This window comes from Paeniglutamicibacter selenitireducens (assembly GCF_051550675.1).
Lineage (GTDB): Bacteria > Actinomycetota > Actinomycetes > Actinomycetales > Micrococcaceae > Paeniglutamicibacter.
In genome coordinates this window covers 422,110-435,755 of sequence record NZ_JBPULF010000002.1, presented here as the reverse complement: position 1 = coordinate 435,755, position 13,646 = coordinate 422,110, and the positions used below count along the sequence as shown (strand labels likewise).

General features: G+C 65.9%; 17 protein-coding genes. 12 read left to right on the top strand and 5 right to left on the bottom strand.

Annotated elements, in window-relative coordinates; genetic code table 11:
• The first annotated feature begins 20 nt into the window (after window positions 1–20).
• From rlmN to ACSYDW_RS05460, 4 genes are all read left to right on the top strand, one after another.
• Complete coding sequence (gene rlmN / locus ACSYDW_RS05475) at window positions 21–1,238, top strand: dual-specificity RNA methyltransferase RlmN (protein WP_497198334.1); 1,218 nt, start codon at window positions 21–23, stop codon at window positions 1,236–1,238.
• Between the two features lie 45 nt (window positions 1,239–1,283).
• On the top strand, window positions 1,284–1,751 hold the full coding sequence (locus ACSYDW_RS05470; protein WP_438337696.1) for a carboxymuconolactone decarboxylase family protein: 468 nt from the start codon (window positions 1,284–1,286) through the stop codon (window positions 1,749–1,751).
• Between the two features lie 127 nt (window positions 1,752–1,878).
• The gene (locus tag ACSYDW_RS05465; protein ID WP_438337695.1) at window positions 1,879–3,219 is read left to right on the top strand and encodes an anaerobic C4-dicarboxylate transporter; all 1,341 of its coding nucleotides are present in this window, start codon (window positions 1,879–1,881) and stop codon (window positions 3,217–3,219) included.
• A gap of 444 nt (window positions 3,220–3,663) precedes the next feature.
• A complete protein-coding gene (locus ACSYDW_RS05460) occupies window positions 3,664–4,278 on the top strand; it encodes a CPBP family intramembrane glutamic endopeptidase (protein ID WP_438337694.1) in 615 nt (204 codons plus the stop codon).
• A 257-nt stretch (window positions 4,279–4,535) separates the two neighbouring features.
• Here ACSYDW_RS05460 and ACSYDW_RS05455 read toward each other — a convergent pair whose 3' ends face one another.
• A complete protein-coding gene (locus ACSYDW_RS05455) occupies window positions 4,536–5,702 on the bottom strand; it encodes an N-formylglutamate amidohydrolase (protein WP_438337693.1) in 1,167 nt (388 codons plus the stop codon).
• Window positions 5,703–5,928: 226 nt separating this feature from the next.
• On the opposite strand from ACSYDW_RS05455, the gene ACSYDW_RS05450 reads away from it, so the two are divergent.
• From ACSYDW_RS05450 to ACSYDW_RS05430, 5 genes are all read left to right on the top strand, one after another.
• Window positions 5,929–6,756 carry an oxygenase MpaB family protein gene (locus ACSYDW_RS05450; RefSeq protein WP_438337692.1) on the top strand — a complete coding sequence of 276 codons (828 nt, stop codon included), beginning with the start codon at window positions 5,929–5,931 and terminating at the stop codon, window positions 6,754–6,756.
• A gap of 218 nt (window positions 6,757–6,974) precedes the next feature.
• Window positions 6,975–7,562, top strand: coding sequence for a SipW-dependent-type signal peptide-containing protein (locus ACSYDW_RS05445; protein ID WP_438337691.1), 588 nt, complete (start codon window positions 6,975–6,977; stop codon window positions 7,560–7,562).
• A gap of 8 nt (window positions 7,563–7,570) precedes the next feature.
• Window positions 7,571–8,167 carry a SipW-dependent-type signal peptide-containing protein gene (locus ACSYDW_RS05440; protein ID WP_438337690.1) on the top strand — a complete coding sequence of 199 codons (597 nt, stop codon included), beginning with the start codon at window positions 7,571–7,573 and terminating at the stop codon, window positions 8,165–8,167.
• 146 nt (window positions 8,168–8,313) lie between these two features.
• On the top strand, window positions 8,314–8,781 hold the full coding sequence (locus ACSYDW_RS05435) for a signal peptidase I (RefSeq protein WP_438337689.1): 468 nt from the start codon (window positions 8,314–8,316) through the stop codon (window positions 8,779–8,781).
• Window positions 8,778–9,317 carry a hypothetical protein gene (locus ACSYDW_RS05430; protein WP_438337688.1) on the top strand — a complete coding sequence of 180 codons (540 nt, stop codon included), beginning with the start codon at window positions 8,778–8,780 and terminating at the stop codon, window positions 9,315–9,317. Before ACSYDW_RS05435 ends, ACSYDW_RS05430 begins: the two co-directional genes overlap by 4 nt.
• An 88-nt stretch (window positions 9,318–9,405) precedes the next feature.
• Here the strand turns inward: ACSYDW_RS05430 and ACSYDW_RS18960 are convergent, their stop codons facing one another.
• Window positions 9,406–9,522 (bottom strand): DUF8730 family Cys-rich protein, encoded by a 117-nt coding sequence (locus ACSYDW_RS18960; protein WP_497198333.1) that lies wholly within the window; start codon window positions 9,520–9,522, stop codon window positions 9,406–9,408.
• A gap of 124 nt (window positions 9,523–9,646) precedes the next feature.
• Between ACSYDW_RS18960 and trxA the strand changes: the two genes are divergently transcribed.
• From trxA to ACSYDW_RS05415, 3 genes are all read left to right on the top strand, one after another.
• A complete protein-coding gene (trxA, locus tag ACSYDW_RS05425) occupies window positions 9,647–10,012 on the top strand; it encodes a thioredoxin (protein ID WP_438337687.1) in 366 nt (121 codons plus the stop codon).
• Between the two features lie 120 nt (window positions 10,013–10,132).
• A complete protein-coding gene (locus ACSYDW_RS05420) occupies window positions 10,133–11,338 on the top strand; it encodes a pyridoxal phosphate-dependent aminotransferase (protein ID WP_438337686.1) in 1,206 nt (401 codons plus the stop codon).
• Between the two features lie 161 nt (window positions 11,339–11,499).
• Entirely contained in the window at window positions 11,500–11,910 is a 411-nt protein-coding gene (locus ACSYDW_RS05415; protein ID WP_438337685.1) for a DUF2695 domain-containing protein, read from the top strand.
• Between the two features lie 33 nt (window positions 11,911–11,943).
• Here ACSYDW_RS05415 and ACSYDW_RS05410 read toward each other — a convergent pair whose 3' ends face one another.
• The 3 genes from ACSYDW_RS05410 to ACSYDW_RS05400 all read right to left on the bottom strand — a co-directional run bounded on the left by ACSYDW_RS05410 (window position 11,944) and on the right by ACSYDW_RS05400 (window position 13,570).
• Window positions 11,944–12,432, bottom strand: a complete 489-nt coding sequence (locus ACSYDW_RS05410; RefSeq protein WP_438337684.1) for a septum formation family protein — start codon at window positions 12,430–12,432, stop codon at window positions 11,944–11,946.
• A 92-nt stretch (window positions 12,433–12,524) separates the two neighbouring features.
• Window positions 12,525–12,959 (bottom strand): acyl-CoA thioesterase, encoded by a 435-nt coding sequence (locus ACSYDW_RS05405; RefSeq protein ID WP_438337683.1) that lies wholly within the window; start codon window positions 12,957–12,959, stop codon window positions 12,525–12,527.
• Between the two features lie 95 nt (window positions 12,960–13,054).
• Complete coding sequence (locus ACSYDW_RS05400) at window positions 13,055–13,570, bottom strand: MarR family winged helix-turn-helix transcriptional regulator (RefSeq protein ID WP_438337682.1); 516 nt, start codon at window positions 13,568–13,570, stop codon at window positions 13,055–13,057.
• Window positions 13,571–13,646 lie beyond the last annotated feature (76 nt).

Here is a 13,646-nt window from a genome sequence, read left to right as displayed (position 1 = left end):
AAGCCCAAGCCGCCCAGCAAATGCGCATCTCCGAATCCCGCGCCAAGGCCGAAGGCCGCGCGCAGGTACGCCCGACCGCCGAAGGCTGGAAGCAGGCGATGGGTGAGGACGGTCGTCCGCAGCTCCAGTTCACCGCCAAGAAGCGCGTCTCGCAGCCGCCGGTGCACCTGGCCGACCTGACGCTGGCCGAGCGTGCCGAGAAGCTCAAGGAAATGGGCCTGCCCGGATTCCGCGCCAAGCAGTTGTCCGTGCACTACTTCCAGCACTACACGACCGACCCCGAGCTGATGAGCGATCTCCCCAAGGACCGCCGCGCCGAGCTGGCCGAAGCCATGTTCCCGAAGCTGCTCACCGAGGTCAAGCGACTGACCACCGACAACGGCGACACCGTGAAGTTCCTCTGGCGCCTGTTCGACGGTTCGCTGGTCGAGTCTGTGCTCATGCGCTACCCGGGCCGAGTCACCCTGTGCGTGTCCAGCCAGTGCGGCTGCGGCATGAACTGCCCGTTCTGCGCCACCGGCCAGGCCGGGCTGACCCGCAACATGTCCACCGCCGAAATCCTGGACCAGATCGTCCAGGCCAACCGTGTGATCGCGGAGGGCGGCCTGGGCGGCAAGCGCCGCGACGGGGGCCACGACGCCGAGCGCGTCACCAACATCGTCTTCATGGGCATGGGCGAACCGCTGGCCAACTACAAGCGTGTCATGGCGGCCGTGCACCGCATGGCCGCCGAGGCTCCCGAGGGCCTGGGCATGAGCGCCCGTGGCATCACCGTCTCCACCGTGGGCCTGGTCCCGGCGATCAACAAGCTGGCCGAGGAGAACATCCCTGTCACCTTCGCACTTTCGCTGCATGCCCCGGACGATGAGCTGCGCGACGAAATGATCCCGGTCAACGGGCGCTGGAAGGTCGACGAGGCCCTGGACGCCGCATTCAACTACTACGTGAAGACCGGCCGCCGCGTCTCCATCGAGTACGCGTTGATCAAGGACATGAACGACCACGGCTGGCGGGCGGACCTGCTGGCCCGCAAGCTCAACGCCCGCGGCCGCGGCTGGGTCCACGTGAACCCGATCCCGCTGAACCCGACCCCTGGCTCGGTGTGGACCGCATCGGAAAAGGACGTCACCGAGGAGTTCATCGACCGCCTCGAGTCCGCAGGCGTGCCGACCACGCTGCGCGACACACGCGGCAAGGAAATCGACGGTGCCTGCGGCCAGCTGGCCGCCGCCGAGTAGTGTTCTAGGCAAGGTAACACGCAGCGTTTTTCTGGAGGCCACACCATGTCACTGTCGGATCCGTTCTTCCTCGACAAGTCGGATCCCGACAGCTGGAAGGCGCTGAATGCCTTCGCTCTGAAGGTGAAGGCGGCGGGTGAGGCGGCGGGGCTCGAGCACCGGCTCATCGAGCTGCTGAACGTCCGCATCTCGCAGATCAACGGCTGCGCCTTCTGCCTGGACATGCATGTGCGCCAGGCACTTGAAGCGGGGGAGAGCACGCAGCGCCTGGCCGTGCTCCCCAGCTGGCGGGAAACCACGCTCTTCAGCGACCTCGAAGCCGCAGCGCTGTCCGTGGCGGAGGCGGCGACGATCCTGCCTGACACAGAATCCCGGGTTGCAGAGCTCGCCGCGGCACGCCTGGTGCTCACCGACGGGCAGTTCGCCGCCGTCCAGTGGGCAGCCATCGCGATGAACGCCTTCAACCGCGTGTCGATCCTCTCGCAGCATCCGGTGCGGGCCCGCCGGGACTGAGCCAGGGGTGGCCGCTGCGCCCGCGGACCCACAGGTTTCCGCCGCGTTTGGCTGACGTTCCTCGTCAGCGTGTTTTTTCTCGGGTATTCTTCGGCTGTTAGACAAAAGAATCCGAGGGGAACGTCTTATGGAGACAGCACGGTTCATCATCGAGTTGCTCATCGTCCTGGGTGCCATCATCATGGGTACGCGATCCAGCGGCGTGGGCCTTGGCCTGTGGGGCGGTGCAGGCGTGGTCCTGCTCGTCTTCGTCATGGGACTGCCGGTGGGGTCCCCGCCGGTTGACGCACTGCTCATTGTGCTGGCAGTGATTGTCGCCAGCTCCATGATGCAAGTCGCCGGAGGCATCGACTGGATGGTCTCGATCGCCGCCAACCTGATTTCGAAGAACCCGAAGGCCATCACCTTTGTCGCACCGGTTGTGTCATTCCTGTTTGCCGCCGGCGCCGGAACCTCCAACATCCTCTATCCGCTGCTGCCGGTGATCCAGGACCTTTCCTACCGCAACGGCGTGCGCCCTTCGCGCCCGCTCTCGCTGTCCGTGGTGGCCACCGGCGTCGCGCTTGCATGTTCGCCGGTATCCGCTGCGATGGCGGCCATGGTCACGCTGACGGCCGTGAACCCGTACAACTTCGAGCTGATCGACATCATCAAGATCACCTTCCCGGCGGCCCTGATCGGCATCGTCGCAGCGGCGTTCTTCGTCAACAAGCTCGGCAAGGAGATCGCCGACGACCCGGAGATCCAGGCAAAGATCGCCGCCGGCGAGATCCCGGCACCCGATGCCGGGGGAGCCGCAACCCAGGTCCAGGTGACTGTCACAGCGGCCGGCCGGAACGCCGCACTGGTCTTCTTTGCGGGCGTTGCGGCCATCGTGGTCTTCGGCCTGTTCAAGGACCTGCGCCCACAGGATGCCGCGGGCGAGCCGATTTCGATGACCCCGCTGATCCAGATGATCATGCTGCTGGTCGGCACGGTGATCTGGCTGGTGGCCCGCCCCGACGTCAAGGAAGTACCCGGGACCACCGTCTTCAAGGCCGGCATGGTCTCCGCGATCGCGCTCTTTGGCCTGGCCTGGCTGACCGACACGTTCCTGGGCGCCCACACCGAAATGATCGCGAACGGGGTGGGTGCCATGGTGCAGAGTGCCCCGTGGATCTTCGCGCTGGGTGTGTTCCTGGTCTGCGTGCTCACCACCAGCCAGTCGACCGCGACCCGGACCGTGGTGCCGATCGGCCTGGCCGCGGGCATGGCGCCCGGACTGCTCTCCGGTATGTGGGCGGCGGCCTTCGCCGGCATCTACCTGCTGCCGACCAACGGCTCGCAGATCGCCGCGGCGAACTTCGATTCCTCCGGTTCCACGAAGCTGGGCAGCAAGCTCTACGACCACTCGTTCTTCGTTCCGACGTTGATCCTCACGGTGACCACGATCGTGCCCGGCGCGATCCTGGGCCTGGCCCTGGGCTGATTCCGCAGTCCTCAGAAGACAGCAATGCGGGGTGCTACCCGATGCCCCTTCGGGCGACAGGTGGCACCCCGTTGGCGTGTGTCCGGTAGTTCGTCGGACCAGCTCCGGGCGGGCTGCTTGAAGCTTGGTGCAGGATCAGGGCGTGCTGGATGGAAGACCTGTCCCGCAGCAGGAACAAGACCGCATATTCCATCGACCACTAGGCATAACGTCAGGTGATCTAGTAATTTGGCTGGCAGGGTGCCGAGCGCGATGTTCGGACATATGCGTGGAGGAGACACCGTGGCGTCAGGAACCAGGCAACAAAAGAACCAGCGATTCGGTCGATTGGTCGAGCGGGCAGATGGCCGAGACTTCCCTTACTACAACGGCGAACCCATTGAAGTCGCCGGGTGGAAATGGGCAGTGATTGTCCTCGCCTGTGCTGTTGGCATTGCAACCTTAATGTTCTTTCCGGCTGCAAACGACCTTCAGTCGCTCATTCCCCGGTTCTTGTTCACCGCGATTCCCCTCGCGGTATTCATCGGCTTCACCGGACGCTACTGGAAGTCGCTGTTCAAGAAGCTGACGGGCGTCGACTACTTGAACATGGTCGTATTTTGGCTTTTGAACCTCGCCGTCACGGGTGTTGTCGGAATCTTTGTTGCTGCTGTCTTCGGTGCCAACAGCAACCCCGCCACAGGCGGCGTCCTCGAAGGTGGAGTAGCCAACACTGCCGCCTTCTACGTGGGAACAGGCATCCAGCTTCTAGGTGAAGAAATCTTTACCATCCTGCCGTTCCTGGCTGTCATGTACCTGCTCTTCACCAAGGCCAAGCTCTCAAGGAACACGTCGGTGATCCTTGCCTGGCTAATCACGGCACTGTGGTTCGGGGCCGCGCACCTGCCCACCTACGGCTGGAACTTCGCCCAGGCGTTCCTGATCATCGGGGTCGCCAGGCTCGTCCTCACCCTCGCCTACATGAGGACGAAGAACATCCTTGTCTCAACGGGTGCCCATGTGCTCAACGACTGGACGATCTTCACCTTCGCCCTCATCGCTGCCGGGGCCTCGGGCTAGTACGGATCACCAACCGGCGGAAACGGATCTGGCGACAGGTCGCACTCTTCGGCCCCCGGATTCACTGCTGGGCAGAGCCGCGTCCGGCGAGGACACCGCGAATGGCTGAAAGACAGAGGGAAGACCTCCGGGATGTCGCGTTTGCCGGAGCATTCACGACATCCGAGAGGTCTTTCCCATGTCCATGGCCCCACGCGGAGCATCCGCGGTCCCTGCATCATTGACGGGCAGCACCGGAACGGAGCCGGCGCGCCCGGCTAATCCTCCTGCGAGGTGAACCAGGCGCGGAATTCGTCCCAGCTGGCCATGCAGTGCCGACCCAGCGTCGCAGTCCACTCGGTGTCCTCCTCCGGCCATCCGGTACCCGGACGCTGCAGCGCCGCCGTTGCCGCAGGTCCCAGCAGGTATTCGCGCAGGAACTCGGCTTGCACCGCACCGAGCTGCACGGTACCCTCACCGGAGGGCAGGGCGAATGTCGAGTCGGTGAGGTTCCTGAAGCGTTCCCCCGAGGCGATGATTTCCTGGCTGCCGAGGTAGGGGGAGTTCAGGGCGACGTCGGCGTCGAAGGCCACGTCGAATCCGGTTCGGTGGCAGTCCGCCAGCGCACGCAGCGCCTCCGGGTCCATGGTGATGACGTCATCGCCGCGCCGCTCACCCCGGGCATCTCCGCGGTTCGAGAGGGCGACGACGTCGGGCAGCTGGTCGGCCGGGGCCCGCAGCACGTTCACCGCTCCGTCACGCGTCGTGGTGTGGTTCATGGTGTCGTGGAAGGAGAGGGTGGTGACCTGTGCCCGGCCTCCGTTCTTCACACGCTCGGAGGCCGCGGCGATCATGGCGTTGCGGATCGAGTTCCGCGTCGACTCGTACACGCCCAGCCCACGCTCGGCCACCGATTCGAAGGCCTTGACCATGGTCTCCAGCTCGGCCTCGGAGTCTGGCACCCGCAGCAGCGGGAAGAAGGAGAAAGTGACGGGGCGGATGGTGTCTACGCCCGTGAGATCGACCTTGTTCCAGGCGCCTGCCTCGCGCACGCGGTTGAAGGCCTCGCGCAGCTGCGCCCCGAGGTTCGCCGGCCGCGGCCGGTTCGGGTCGCGCAGCAGCCGTGGGTGCGGGTTCTCGACGTAGATGATGCGCGGATCAACCTGCGCCCAGGCGCGCACCACGGGACCGGTGGTGCGGTCGGAGTAGTCGAACTGCAGCCGCTGGGTGAACTCGGGGGCGAGGAACCCCGCAAGTTCCTCGGGCACGGCATCCCCGGAGTGCGGGCAGCTGACCAGTACGTCGGCCTCGGCGATGGCTTGTTCCAGGGTGCGCGTGCCCTGGTCCTTGAAGAACGTGATGTCCTCCGGCCTGAAGGTTGTCCCGGCAGGTATGAGCACCGGCGCGCCGGTGCGGTCCTGCGTGCTCTGATCCGACTGCGACATGCGGTTTCTCCTGTGTCGGCCCGTTCGTCCCGGGCGCTGGGCGGCTTGCTCCCGAGCATACGGCAAACGCATCGTGCGGGGTACAAACGATGTGCAAATGGCGGTTCGAGAGCCCGGAAGCTTCCGCGTGGGGCAATCGTTCAGGGTGGCCCGGCAGAATGGGAAGGCGGATGCTGGGCAGTTCCCTCACCGCATCCAGTGCAGGCGAGGCAGGGAGAAAATACGGGTGTTCGGTAAGAAGGGCGCGGCTCAGGCAGCCACGGTGATGGGCCGATATGCACCGGAAAGCGTCTACCTGCTCGGCGGTGGCCGGGCGATACTCCTGCAATTGGCGATGCCCCAGGTGGGCCACGGCGTGGCCCGGCACTCGGATTTCGCCAACAACCCGATGGGCCGTTTGCACGGAACCCTGACCTACATCTACGCGCTGAGCAACGGAACCGAGGCACAGCGTGACGCGGTGCGCGGCATCGTGCACAGGGCCCACGCCCCGGTGCGCGGATCGGCCGCAGCTGACGGATCACACCCGGCCTACTCGGCCAGGGACCCCAAACTCCAGCTCTGGGTGGCCGCCACACTCTATGACTCGGCCATGCAGATCCACGAGGCCGTCCTTCCCGCCCTTGACGACGCCACCGCCGAACAGCTGTACCGGGAATACGCCCGGCTGGGCACCGAGCTCGGCATGCCCGACGCGTACTGGCCCGCCGACCGCGCGGCATTCGCGGAGTACTGGCAGCGCACCTGCACCGATCTCGAGGTGGACCAGCGGGTTCGCGAGGTGGCGGCGGAACTCCTCGCCGCGCGAAACGCGCCGGTGTGGGTGCGCGCCGTGATGCCGCTGGCCAGGCTGGCGTCGGTTGGGCTGCTCCCGCCGGAGGTCCGCACCATGTTCGGGTTCGAGTGGAACCGTCGCCGGCAACGCCGCTTCGACCTGTTCATGGGAGCCGTCCGGGTTGCCGTCCGGCTCCTGCCACGTCAGGTCCGGCACTTCCCCATGCACTTCTACCTGCGGCGCCTCGACGCGGCGATGCGACAGGGAGCCTCCTCCTAGCCTGCCGGCGAATCCGTGTGGCCGGATGGCCAGTACGGGGGAACCCCTCGGCCAGTGGGCCCGCATCAAGGGGCCAGACATCGCTTCATGATGTTCAAGTGAACGGTTTTTGGAGGCGAACACTGCTAGCTTTCGAGTATCCGCTCCAGGGCCGTGGCCCCGGGAAGGATGCAGTGTCTGCAGTTCCACATCATTTCATCGCTACTGAGGGGGAGCGCATGGCTGGGAAAGAGACGAACCGCAAGATCAGGGCCGTCATGGCCGGCGGGCTGGTGCTGGGCGTGGGTGCAGTGGTGACGCTGGCCGCCTGGAACAGTTCCGACTTTGCCGCCGGGGTGTTTGGCACCGGCGCACTTGTCTTGGAAGGCAGCACCAACGGCACGGACTTCGCCCACCACGACGAGGCCGGCGCTGCCGTACTGGACTTCGGGTTGAGTGCGGCGAACCTCAGCCCCGGCGAAAGCGTCAGCGCGCCCTACGCCGTGCACCTGGATGCCACGAGCACCTACGACTCCACGGTGGAGATGAGCACGTCCTTCGGGAACGGCCTGTCCGGACTCAGTTACAGGGTCTATTCGACGGCGGCCTTCGGCTGCGCCGAGGCGAGCACGGGCGACGTGGTTGCCAGCACGCCACTGGTCCCGGGCACCGGCGTTGCAACATTCGACCTGGCCAAGGGCAGCTCCGGCGCAGACGGGGCCGCGAAGAACCTGTGCTTCGTCGTCACGGCCGGCGACGAAGCGACGTTGAGCAAGGGCGCGACCTCCACCGCGGTGTGGGAGTTCGCAGGAACCCAGAAGAACTAGGCAGGACCATGACCAAGCAGCGGGCGGGGACCAAGCGGAAGGTGGCCGCGGTGCTCGCCGGCGGCTTGGTGCTGGGCACCGGCGCGGTCACGACCCTTGCCGCCTGGACCGATTCCCAGAGTGCGACGGCCTCGTTCACCGCCGGGGTCTTCAAGCTCGAGAGCAGCGTCAACGGAACCAGCTGGAGCGACCACACCTCCGCAGCCCCGGCCCAGCTCGCGCTGGGCACCACGGGCATGTCACCGGGCGTCTCGAGCTTCGGCTACCTCGACGTGCGCACCACGGATGCCTCCACCTTGGGTGGCACGGTGCTGCTGCAGGCGGCCACGAAGGGGGCCTCCGATCCGCAGGACATGGTCGACTCCCTGGAGTTCCGGGCCAAGGCCCTGCCGTCCGGGCAGGCGTGCGATGCGGCGGCCCTTTCGTCCGTGGCCTTTGCCGAAATCACGTCCGTGCCGGTGGTTTCGGGAAGCCAAAGCCTGTCGCCCAACAAGGCGAACACTGTCCGCTACTGCCTTCAGGCGCGCATGAAGTCCACGGCGCCGAGCAGTGTCCAGGGCAAGAGTGCAAACCTGACCTGGACGGTCCAGGGAACCAGCACATGAGCATCCAACGATCTTCCGAACCCGTCAGCGGTTCGGGCAGCAGACGGCCGGACATCCCCAATGTCCGGCCTCCCCGCGCCGCGGGTCATGGGATCCCCCAAGTCCATGACCCGCGGCGCACCTTAGGCGTGATAGGGGGCGCTTTCATGTGGGCTGCGGCCCTCGGGGGCCTGCTCTGCATGGCGCTCGTCGTTGCAGCCCTGGTTTTCCACATCTCACTCATCATGTTCAAGACGGGGTCGATGTCCCCGACCATCCCGGCCGGTTCCGTGGCACTGGTCCGTGAAATCCCCGCAAGCGAGGCCGGGATCGGTGACGTGGTTACCGTGGACCGGCCGGGGAACCTGCCCGTGACCCACCGGGTGACGGCCGTCGAGGCCATGGACGGTGAACAGCGGCGCCTGTTCCTGAAAGGCGACGCCAACGCGCAGCCGGATCCGCTGCCGTACGAGGTCGTGACGGTGCGCCAGACGCTGGGCCACCTGCCGGGGCTGGCGCCGGTCATCGTCTGGCTGGGTTCCCCTGCCGTCATGGGTTCGTTGACCCTGGGCGCCGCGGCACTTGTCACCTGGGCTTTTTGGCCGCGCCGCACGGGACGGCACGCGGCGGCATGAACACCTCGTGGTTGGTGCGCGCGGCAGCGATCGGGATCGCCGGGATGCTGGTGGCCGGTGTTGCCGTTACCGGGGCGACTGCCGAGACCGAGGCTTCCTGGATGCACCCGCAGGCCGCCCAGGCAACCGTCGCGGCGGCGGTGGCTCCTGCTCCAGTGGGTGTCAACTGCACGTCGTCCGATTCTGCGCTCGGGGGACCGGTGGCGACGATCCGCTGGAGCGCACCGGCATCGGTCAACGGCGCAACCATCACCTATGTCGTCGCGGGCAAGCGGAATGCGGGCGATGCCGCGTGGACGAAGATCGCCGATGCTTCGGGGAATTCCTACGCCTTCGGCAATGGCCTGCTGGGCGGCCTGGTGGGCGGCATCCTGAATCTGCTCTTTGGTGGCGGAAGCGAAATCACCGTGGGGGTCATCGCCCTGCACACGTTTTCCGGTGGAGCCGTCTGGGAGTCCGTCCCGGGGCAAACCGTGAAGGTTTCAAAGGCCCAAGGGGGAGCGCTGGGGCTCCTGGACGGCTTCAAGTGCGGGTGATTCCACCTGCACAGGGGGCAGCCGCCCGGCCTGCGAAACAAGTTGGGGGCCCGGCAATATGCCGGGCCCCCAACCGGGGAAAAGCCGCTTACTTGCAGGTGCAGCGGTCGGCAACTGCGACGTCGCCGAGTGCGGCTTCGATGTGTTCGCCGCAGCCTTCCCAGGTTGGCTTGGCGCAGGTGTTGCAGGTGACCTTCTTGCACATGTGGTGACTCCTCGTTGACGGTGAAGAAACGTTCTCTCGGAATAATACCCCTGTGGGTATGGTTAGGCTATTCGAGGGCCTGTTTGGGGTCCGCCTCCGCACCTCCCGAAGGGATGAAGCACCCATGGCTTCCGTTGAACTTAATGCAGCAAACTTTGAATCGATCATCTCGGCACCGGGCACGGTACTGGTGGACTTCTGGGCGGCCTGGTGCGGACCGTGCCGCCAGTTTGCCCCCGTTTTCGAAGCCGCGAGCGAGAAGCACGGGGATATTGTCTTCGGCAAGATCGACACCGAGGCCGAGCAACAGCTGGCCGCCGCCGCAAACATCACCTCCATCCCGACGCTGATGGCATTCCGCGACGGGATCCTCGTGTTCTCCCAGCCCGGTGCGCTTCCGGGCGAGGCGCTCGAGGATCTGATCGGCCAGATCAAGGGCCTGGACATGGAAGCCATCAAGAAGGACATCGCCGAGCGCGCCGACGCCTGATCCATGCGGCTTGTGCCGCCGTGGCCCTGACCGGATCGACATCCGGGCGGGGCCACGGCCGTTTTGTGCCCGGCCTGTGACAGGGTGGGAGGGAGCAATGACGCAACGGTTGGAGGAAACATGCAGCGCAGCCTCAAGGTCGCCGCACGGGCGAAGGTTCCGGCCTTCGAAGTCATGAGCATTCTCGACAGGGTCGCCGCCCTGCGTGCGGCAGGGCGGGACGTGGTGTCGCTGTGTGCGGGGGAGCCCGGCGAGGGGGCCCCATCGGCGGTGTCAAAGCGCGCCGCGGAGATCCACCTGGTCGGCACCCCGATGACCTACACGCCTCCCCTCGGAATCCGCGAGTTGCGCGAAGCGATCTCCGGGCACTACAAGCGTTGGTACAACATCGAGGTTCCCGCGGCCAACGTCGCCGTCACCACCGGCAGCTCAGGGGCGTTCATGCTGTTGTTCCTGGCCGCTTTCAACGCGGGGGACAAAGTCGCGCTGGCGCGTCCGGGCTACCCGGCGTACGCGAACATCCTTCGCACCCTCGGCATCGAGGTGGTGGAATTGGCCGCAGGTCCGGATTCCCGCTACCAGCCGAGCATCGACCTGCTCGAGGCCGCGTGGCAGGAACACGGAGCCCTCGACGGGCTGGTGCTGGCCTCCCCTGCCAACCCGACAGGCACCATGGTCTCCGGGACCGAGCTGGCCGAACTCGCCGCCTGGTGCCGTGAGCGCGGCGTGCGGCTGGTCAGCGACGAGATCTACCACGGAATCGACTACCCGGAATCCGGGGCCGGTTCCCGAAGGTCGGTCAGCTCGTGGGAGATCGACACCGACACCATCGTGGTTTCGAGCTTCTCCAAGTACTGGGGCATGACAGGGTGGAGGCTGGGCTGGGCACTGGTGCCCGACGACCTGATCGGCACCGTCGACGCGCTGGCCGGGAACCTCGCGCTCTGCCCGCCGGCTCCGGCGCAGTATGCGGCGCTTGCGGCGTTCGGCGAGGAGTCCTACCGGGAGGCCGAGGCCAGGGTTGACGAGTTCGCCAGGGCTCGGGGCGCACTCCTGGAGGCGTTGCCGCGCCTGGGGTGGGGGGAATGCGCCCCTGCCGACGGTGCCTTCTACCTCTACGCCGACCTGGGTGAGAAGCTCGGTTCCTTCGCGACGTCCAGCGACTACTGTGCCGCGCTTCTGGAGGCTGAGGGCGTGGCCATCGTTCCGGGCTCAGATTTCGACAAGGTCGACGGGGGACGTCGCGTCAGGTTGAGCTTTGCCGCGGGACTTGGCCCGGTCTCCGAGGCCATCGAGCGCATCGTCCGGTTCCAGTCGGGACCCTGACGCCCGCGCGTCCTGCGGGCCCGGGTCCTGTGCGGCACTTTCCCGCACCGGTTGCATCGGTGCGGTATCCGGTGCCGTTGCGTCCACAGGTTCCCCGCGGCCGGGTTCGCTCCGGGTGATGCCGGTCCATCCTTGAGGCACACCAAGCCCGGGAGGAACCGATGGAACAGTACCCCGACAAGCAGCTCGAAGACGCGTTGAAGACCGTTCGGACGCTGCTGCCCTTCCGCCACGAATGCCTGGCCTGCTACGTTTTTCGAATGCTCGCGCAGGGGTGCGACGGGCTGAAGTGGTCGCGGACATACCGTGACATGCGCGCGCCGCGGGCCACCGCGCTGGAAAGGAAGTTCCCCGAACTCGGCGGGTATTGCGACTGCGAGGTCATGGTGAACGTCTTCCATCCCATCGAGGCGATGTGGGAGCTTGACGAGGCGGGGGAGATCGACGAGACGCGCGTCCCGCAGTGCCGCGAGGTCCGGCTCGGGACCATCCGGCCGTGTGCGTTGTGGGCCATGCGCAGGGGCGTCCAATGGGGCGGCGGGGTCTACCGGAGACCGGCGAAGGCGTCCTGAGGGATGCCGCGATCCGGCGGTGCCCCGCCGGTCCTAGAGGTTGGCCCCGGCCAATGATCCGGTGGTCTTCCCTTTTTCCGGGTCACCGATCAGGCACTGCACGGTTCGGTCGCCGTCTTTCCAGCTGAGCTCGGAGGGCTCTAGCGTGGTGAAGTCCAACCGCGAGTCATCGATGTCGCGTCCGACGAAGCCCTGGAACGCTGTTTCACACTTTGGGCCGACGATCTCCAGCATGGCGTCGTCGGTCTTCGGGTATGTGGCTTCCTTGAGGGTGAATTCGTGGAATACTTCGAACTCGTGCGGCGTCGAACACGGGACCACGGGCACGCTCTCGATGTCGCCTTCCCCGGGGTCATTGAGGCAGTCGCCGTTGCGGATGGTGAAGGCGTCGGCGTCGGCTTCCTTGTTGATGGTACCGTCCTCATCCCGCGGGGCCCGTTCGGGGCCGAAGAGTGCTCCGCAGCCGCTCAGGGCCAGGGTGGCCGAGAGCAGCAGGGCCGTGGCGAGTGCAGGACGTTTCATGTTTTTCCCCCGGGATTCAGATGCGCGAATTGTCGGACAAGCGTAGCGGCATTCCACGCCGGGTCGTTAGTTGCCACGGCGGCGCCTGGGACTTAGTCCTCGGGGTGCTTGATCTTCAGGTGTTCGCCCGGGATGCGGTCCCGGTCGTAGGTGATTTCCGTGAAGCCGTGGGGAGCTGGCTGTCCGTCCTTGCCGATGTTCACGAACACGATCTTCTCGATGGTGAGGATCGACTGGCGGGTGAACATGTTGCGCACCTCGGCGCGCATGGTCAGCGAGGTGCGGCCGAAAGCCGTTGCCGTCAGCCCCATTTCGATCAGGTCGCCCTGCTGTGCGGAAGAGACGAAGTTGATTTCCGACATGTATTTGGTGACGGCGAAGCCGTTGCCCAACTGGACGATCGCGTAGATCGCCGCCTCCTCGTCGATCCAGCGCAACAGCGACCCGCCAAAGAGGGTGCCGTTGGCGTTGAGGTCTTCGGGGCGGACCCACTTGCGGGTGTGGAACGTGATATCACCGTCAGTCATGCCTCGATTCTAGGGGGCTGGCGTGCCTGGCAGCGAGAATCGGGACCAGAGGCCCTACAGGACAGGGCCGGGGGAAGAGTGAATCGGGGTGGTCGTCAGCCCAGGTGGTCCATGGCCTCGCACGGGTTGGCACCTGGCTGGGCTCGGTGAACCGACATCGAGAGCTTGCCCAGCAGGCCCGCCAGCCGTGCACTTTCGTCGGCGTCAAGGCCGGTGAGCAGCGTCTGCTCGGCGTCTGCGACGCGCTTTTCCAGCCGCTCCAGCAATTCGGTGCCCTTGTCCGTCGCGACGATCTTGCGGGCGCGGCGGTCCGTGGGTGCCGGGACCCGCTCGACAAGTTCCGCGGCGACGAGGTCGTCGATCAGGTAGGTCAGTACCGTGCGGTCGATGCCCAGATGGGCGCCGAGCGCCTGCTGGTTCGCCGGATCGTGGTGGACCACCGTGGAAAGCATCTGGTAGCCGCGCACCGAACAGGGCATCTCCTCGACCGCCTGGGCAAAGAGTGTCTGGTGGCCGCGCAGGATCATGCCCAGGTGCCAGGCAAGGTCGCCGGGGATGAATCCGGGAAGTGGCTTGTCCAGGGAAAGCTGTGTGCGCGGTGAGTTTGCCATGGCTCCATCATAGCCGAAAGCATGGTGTTGCACAGATGTTCTGTTTGGAATATGGTCTGTCTTACAACATATATTT

Excerpts from the sequence above, each read along its gene's own strand:
- trxA (WP_438337687.1), top strand. The coding sequence starts at position 9,647 with ATGGCTTCCGTTGAACTTAATGCAGCAAACTTTGAATCGATCATCTCG.
- ACSYDW_RS05445 (WP_438337691.1), top strand. The coding sequence starts at position 6,975 with ATGGCTGGGAAAGAGACGAACCGCAAGATCAGGGCCGTCATGGCCGGC.
- ACSYDW_RS05400 (WP_438337682.1), bottom strand. The coding sequence starts at position 13,570 with ATGGCAAACTCACCGCGCACACAGCTTTCCCTGGACAAGCCACTTCCC.
- ACSYDW_RS05420 (WP_438337686.1), top strand. The coding sequence starts at position 10,133 with ATGCAGCGCAGCCTCAAGGTCGCCGCACGGGCGAAGGTTCCGGCCTTC.
- ACSYDW_RS05440 (WP_438337690.1), top strand. The coding sequence starts at position 7,571 with ATGACCAAGCAGCGGGCGGGGACCAAGCGGAAGGTGGCCGCGGTGCTC.
- ACSYDW_RS05430 (WP_438337688.1), top strand. The coding sequence starts at position 8,778 with ATGAACACCTCGTGGTTGGTGCGCGCGGCAGCGATCGGGATCGCCGGG.
- ACSYDW_RS05470 (WP_438337696.1), top strand. The coding sequence starts at position 1,284 with ATGTCACTGTCGGATCCGTTCTTCCTCGACAAGTCGGATCCCGACAGC.
- ACSYDW_RS05460 (WP_438337694.1), top strand. The coding sequence starts at position 3,664 with ATGTTCTTTCCGGCTGCAAACGACCTTCAGTCGCTCATTCCCCGGTTC.
- ACSYDW_RS05465 (WP_438337695.1), top strand. The coding sequence starts at position 1,879 with ATGGAGACAGCACGGTTCATCATCGAGTTGCTCATCGTCCTGGGTGCC.
- rlmN (WP_497198334.1), top strand. The coding sequence starts at position 21 with ATGCGCATCTCCGAATCCCGCGCCAAGGCCGAAGGCCGCGCGCAGGTA.
- ACSYDW_RS18960 (WP_497198333.1), bottom strand. The coding sequence starts at position 9,522 with ATGTGCAAGAAGGTCACCTGCAACACCTGCGCCAAGCCAACCTGGGAA.
- ACSYDW_RS05415 (WP_438337685.1), top strand. The coding sequence starts at position 11,500 with ATGGAACAGTACCCCGACAAGCAGCTCGAAGACGCGTTGAAGACCGTT.
- ACSYDW_RS05435 (WP_438337689.1), top strand. The coding sequence starts at position 8,314 with ATGTGGGCTGCGGCCCTCGGGGGCCTGCTCTGCATGGCGCTCGTCGTT.
- ACSYDW_RS05405 (WP_438337683.1), bottom strand. The coding sequence starts at position 12,959 with ATGACTGACGGTGATATCACGTTCCACACCCGCAAGTGGGTCCGCCCC.
- ACSYDW_RS05410 (WP_438337684.1), bottom strand. The coding sequence starts at position 12,432 with ATGAAACGTCCTGCACTCGCCACGGCCCTGCTGCTCTCGGCCACCCTG.
- ACSYDW_RS05455 (WP_438337693.1), bottom strand. The coding sequence starts at position 5,702 with ATGTCGCAGTCGGATCAGAGCACGCAGGACCGCACCGGCGCGCCGGTG.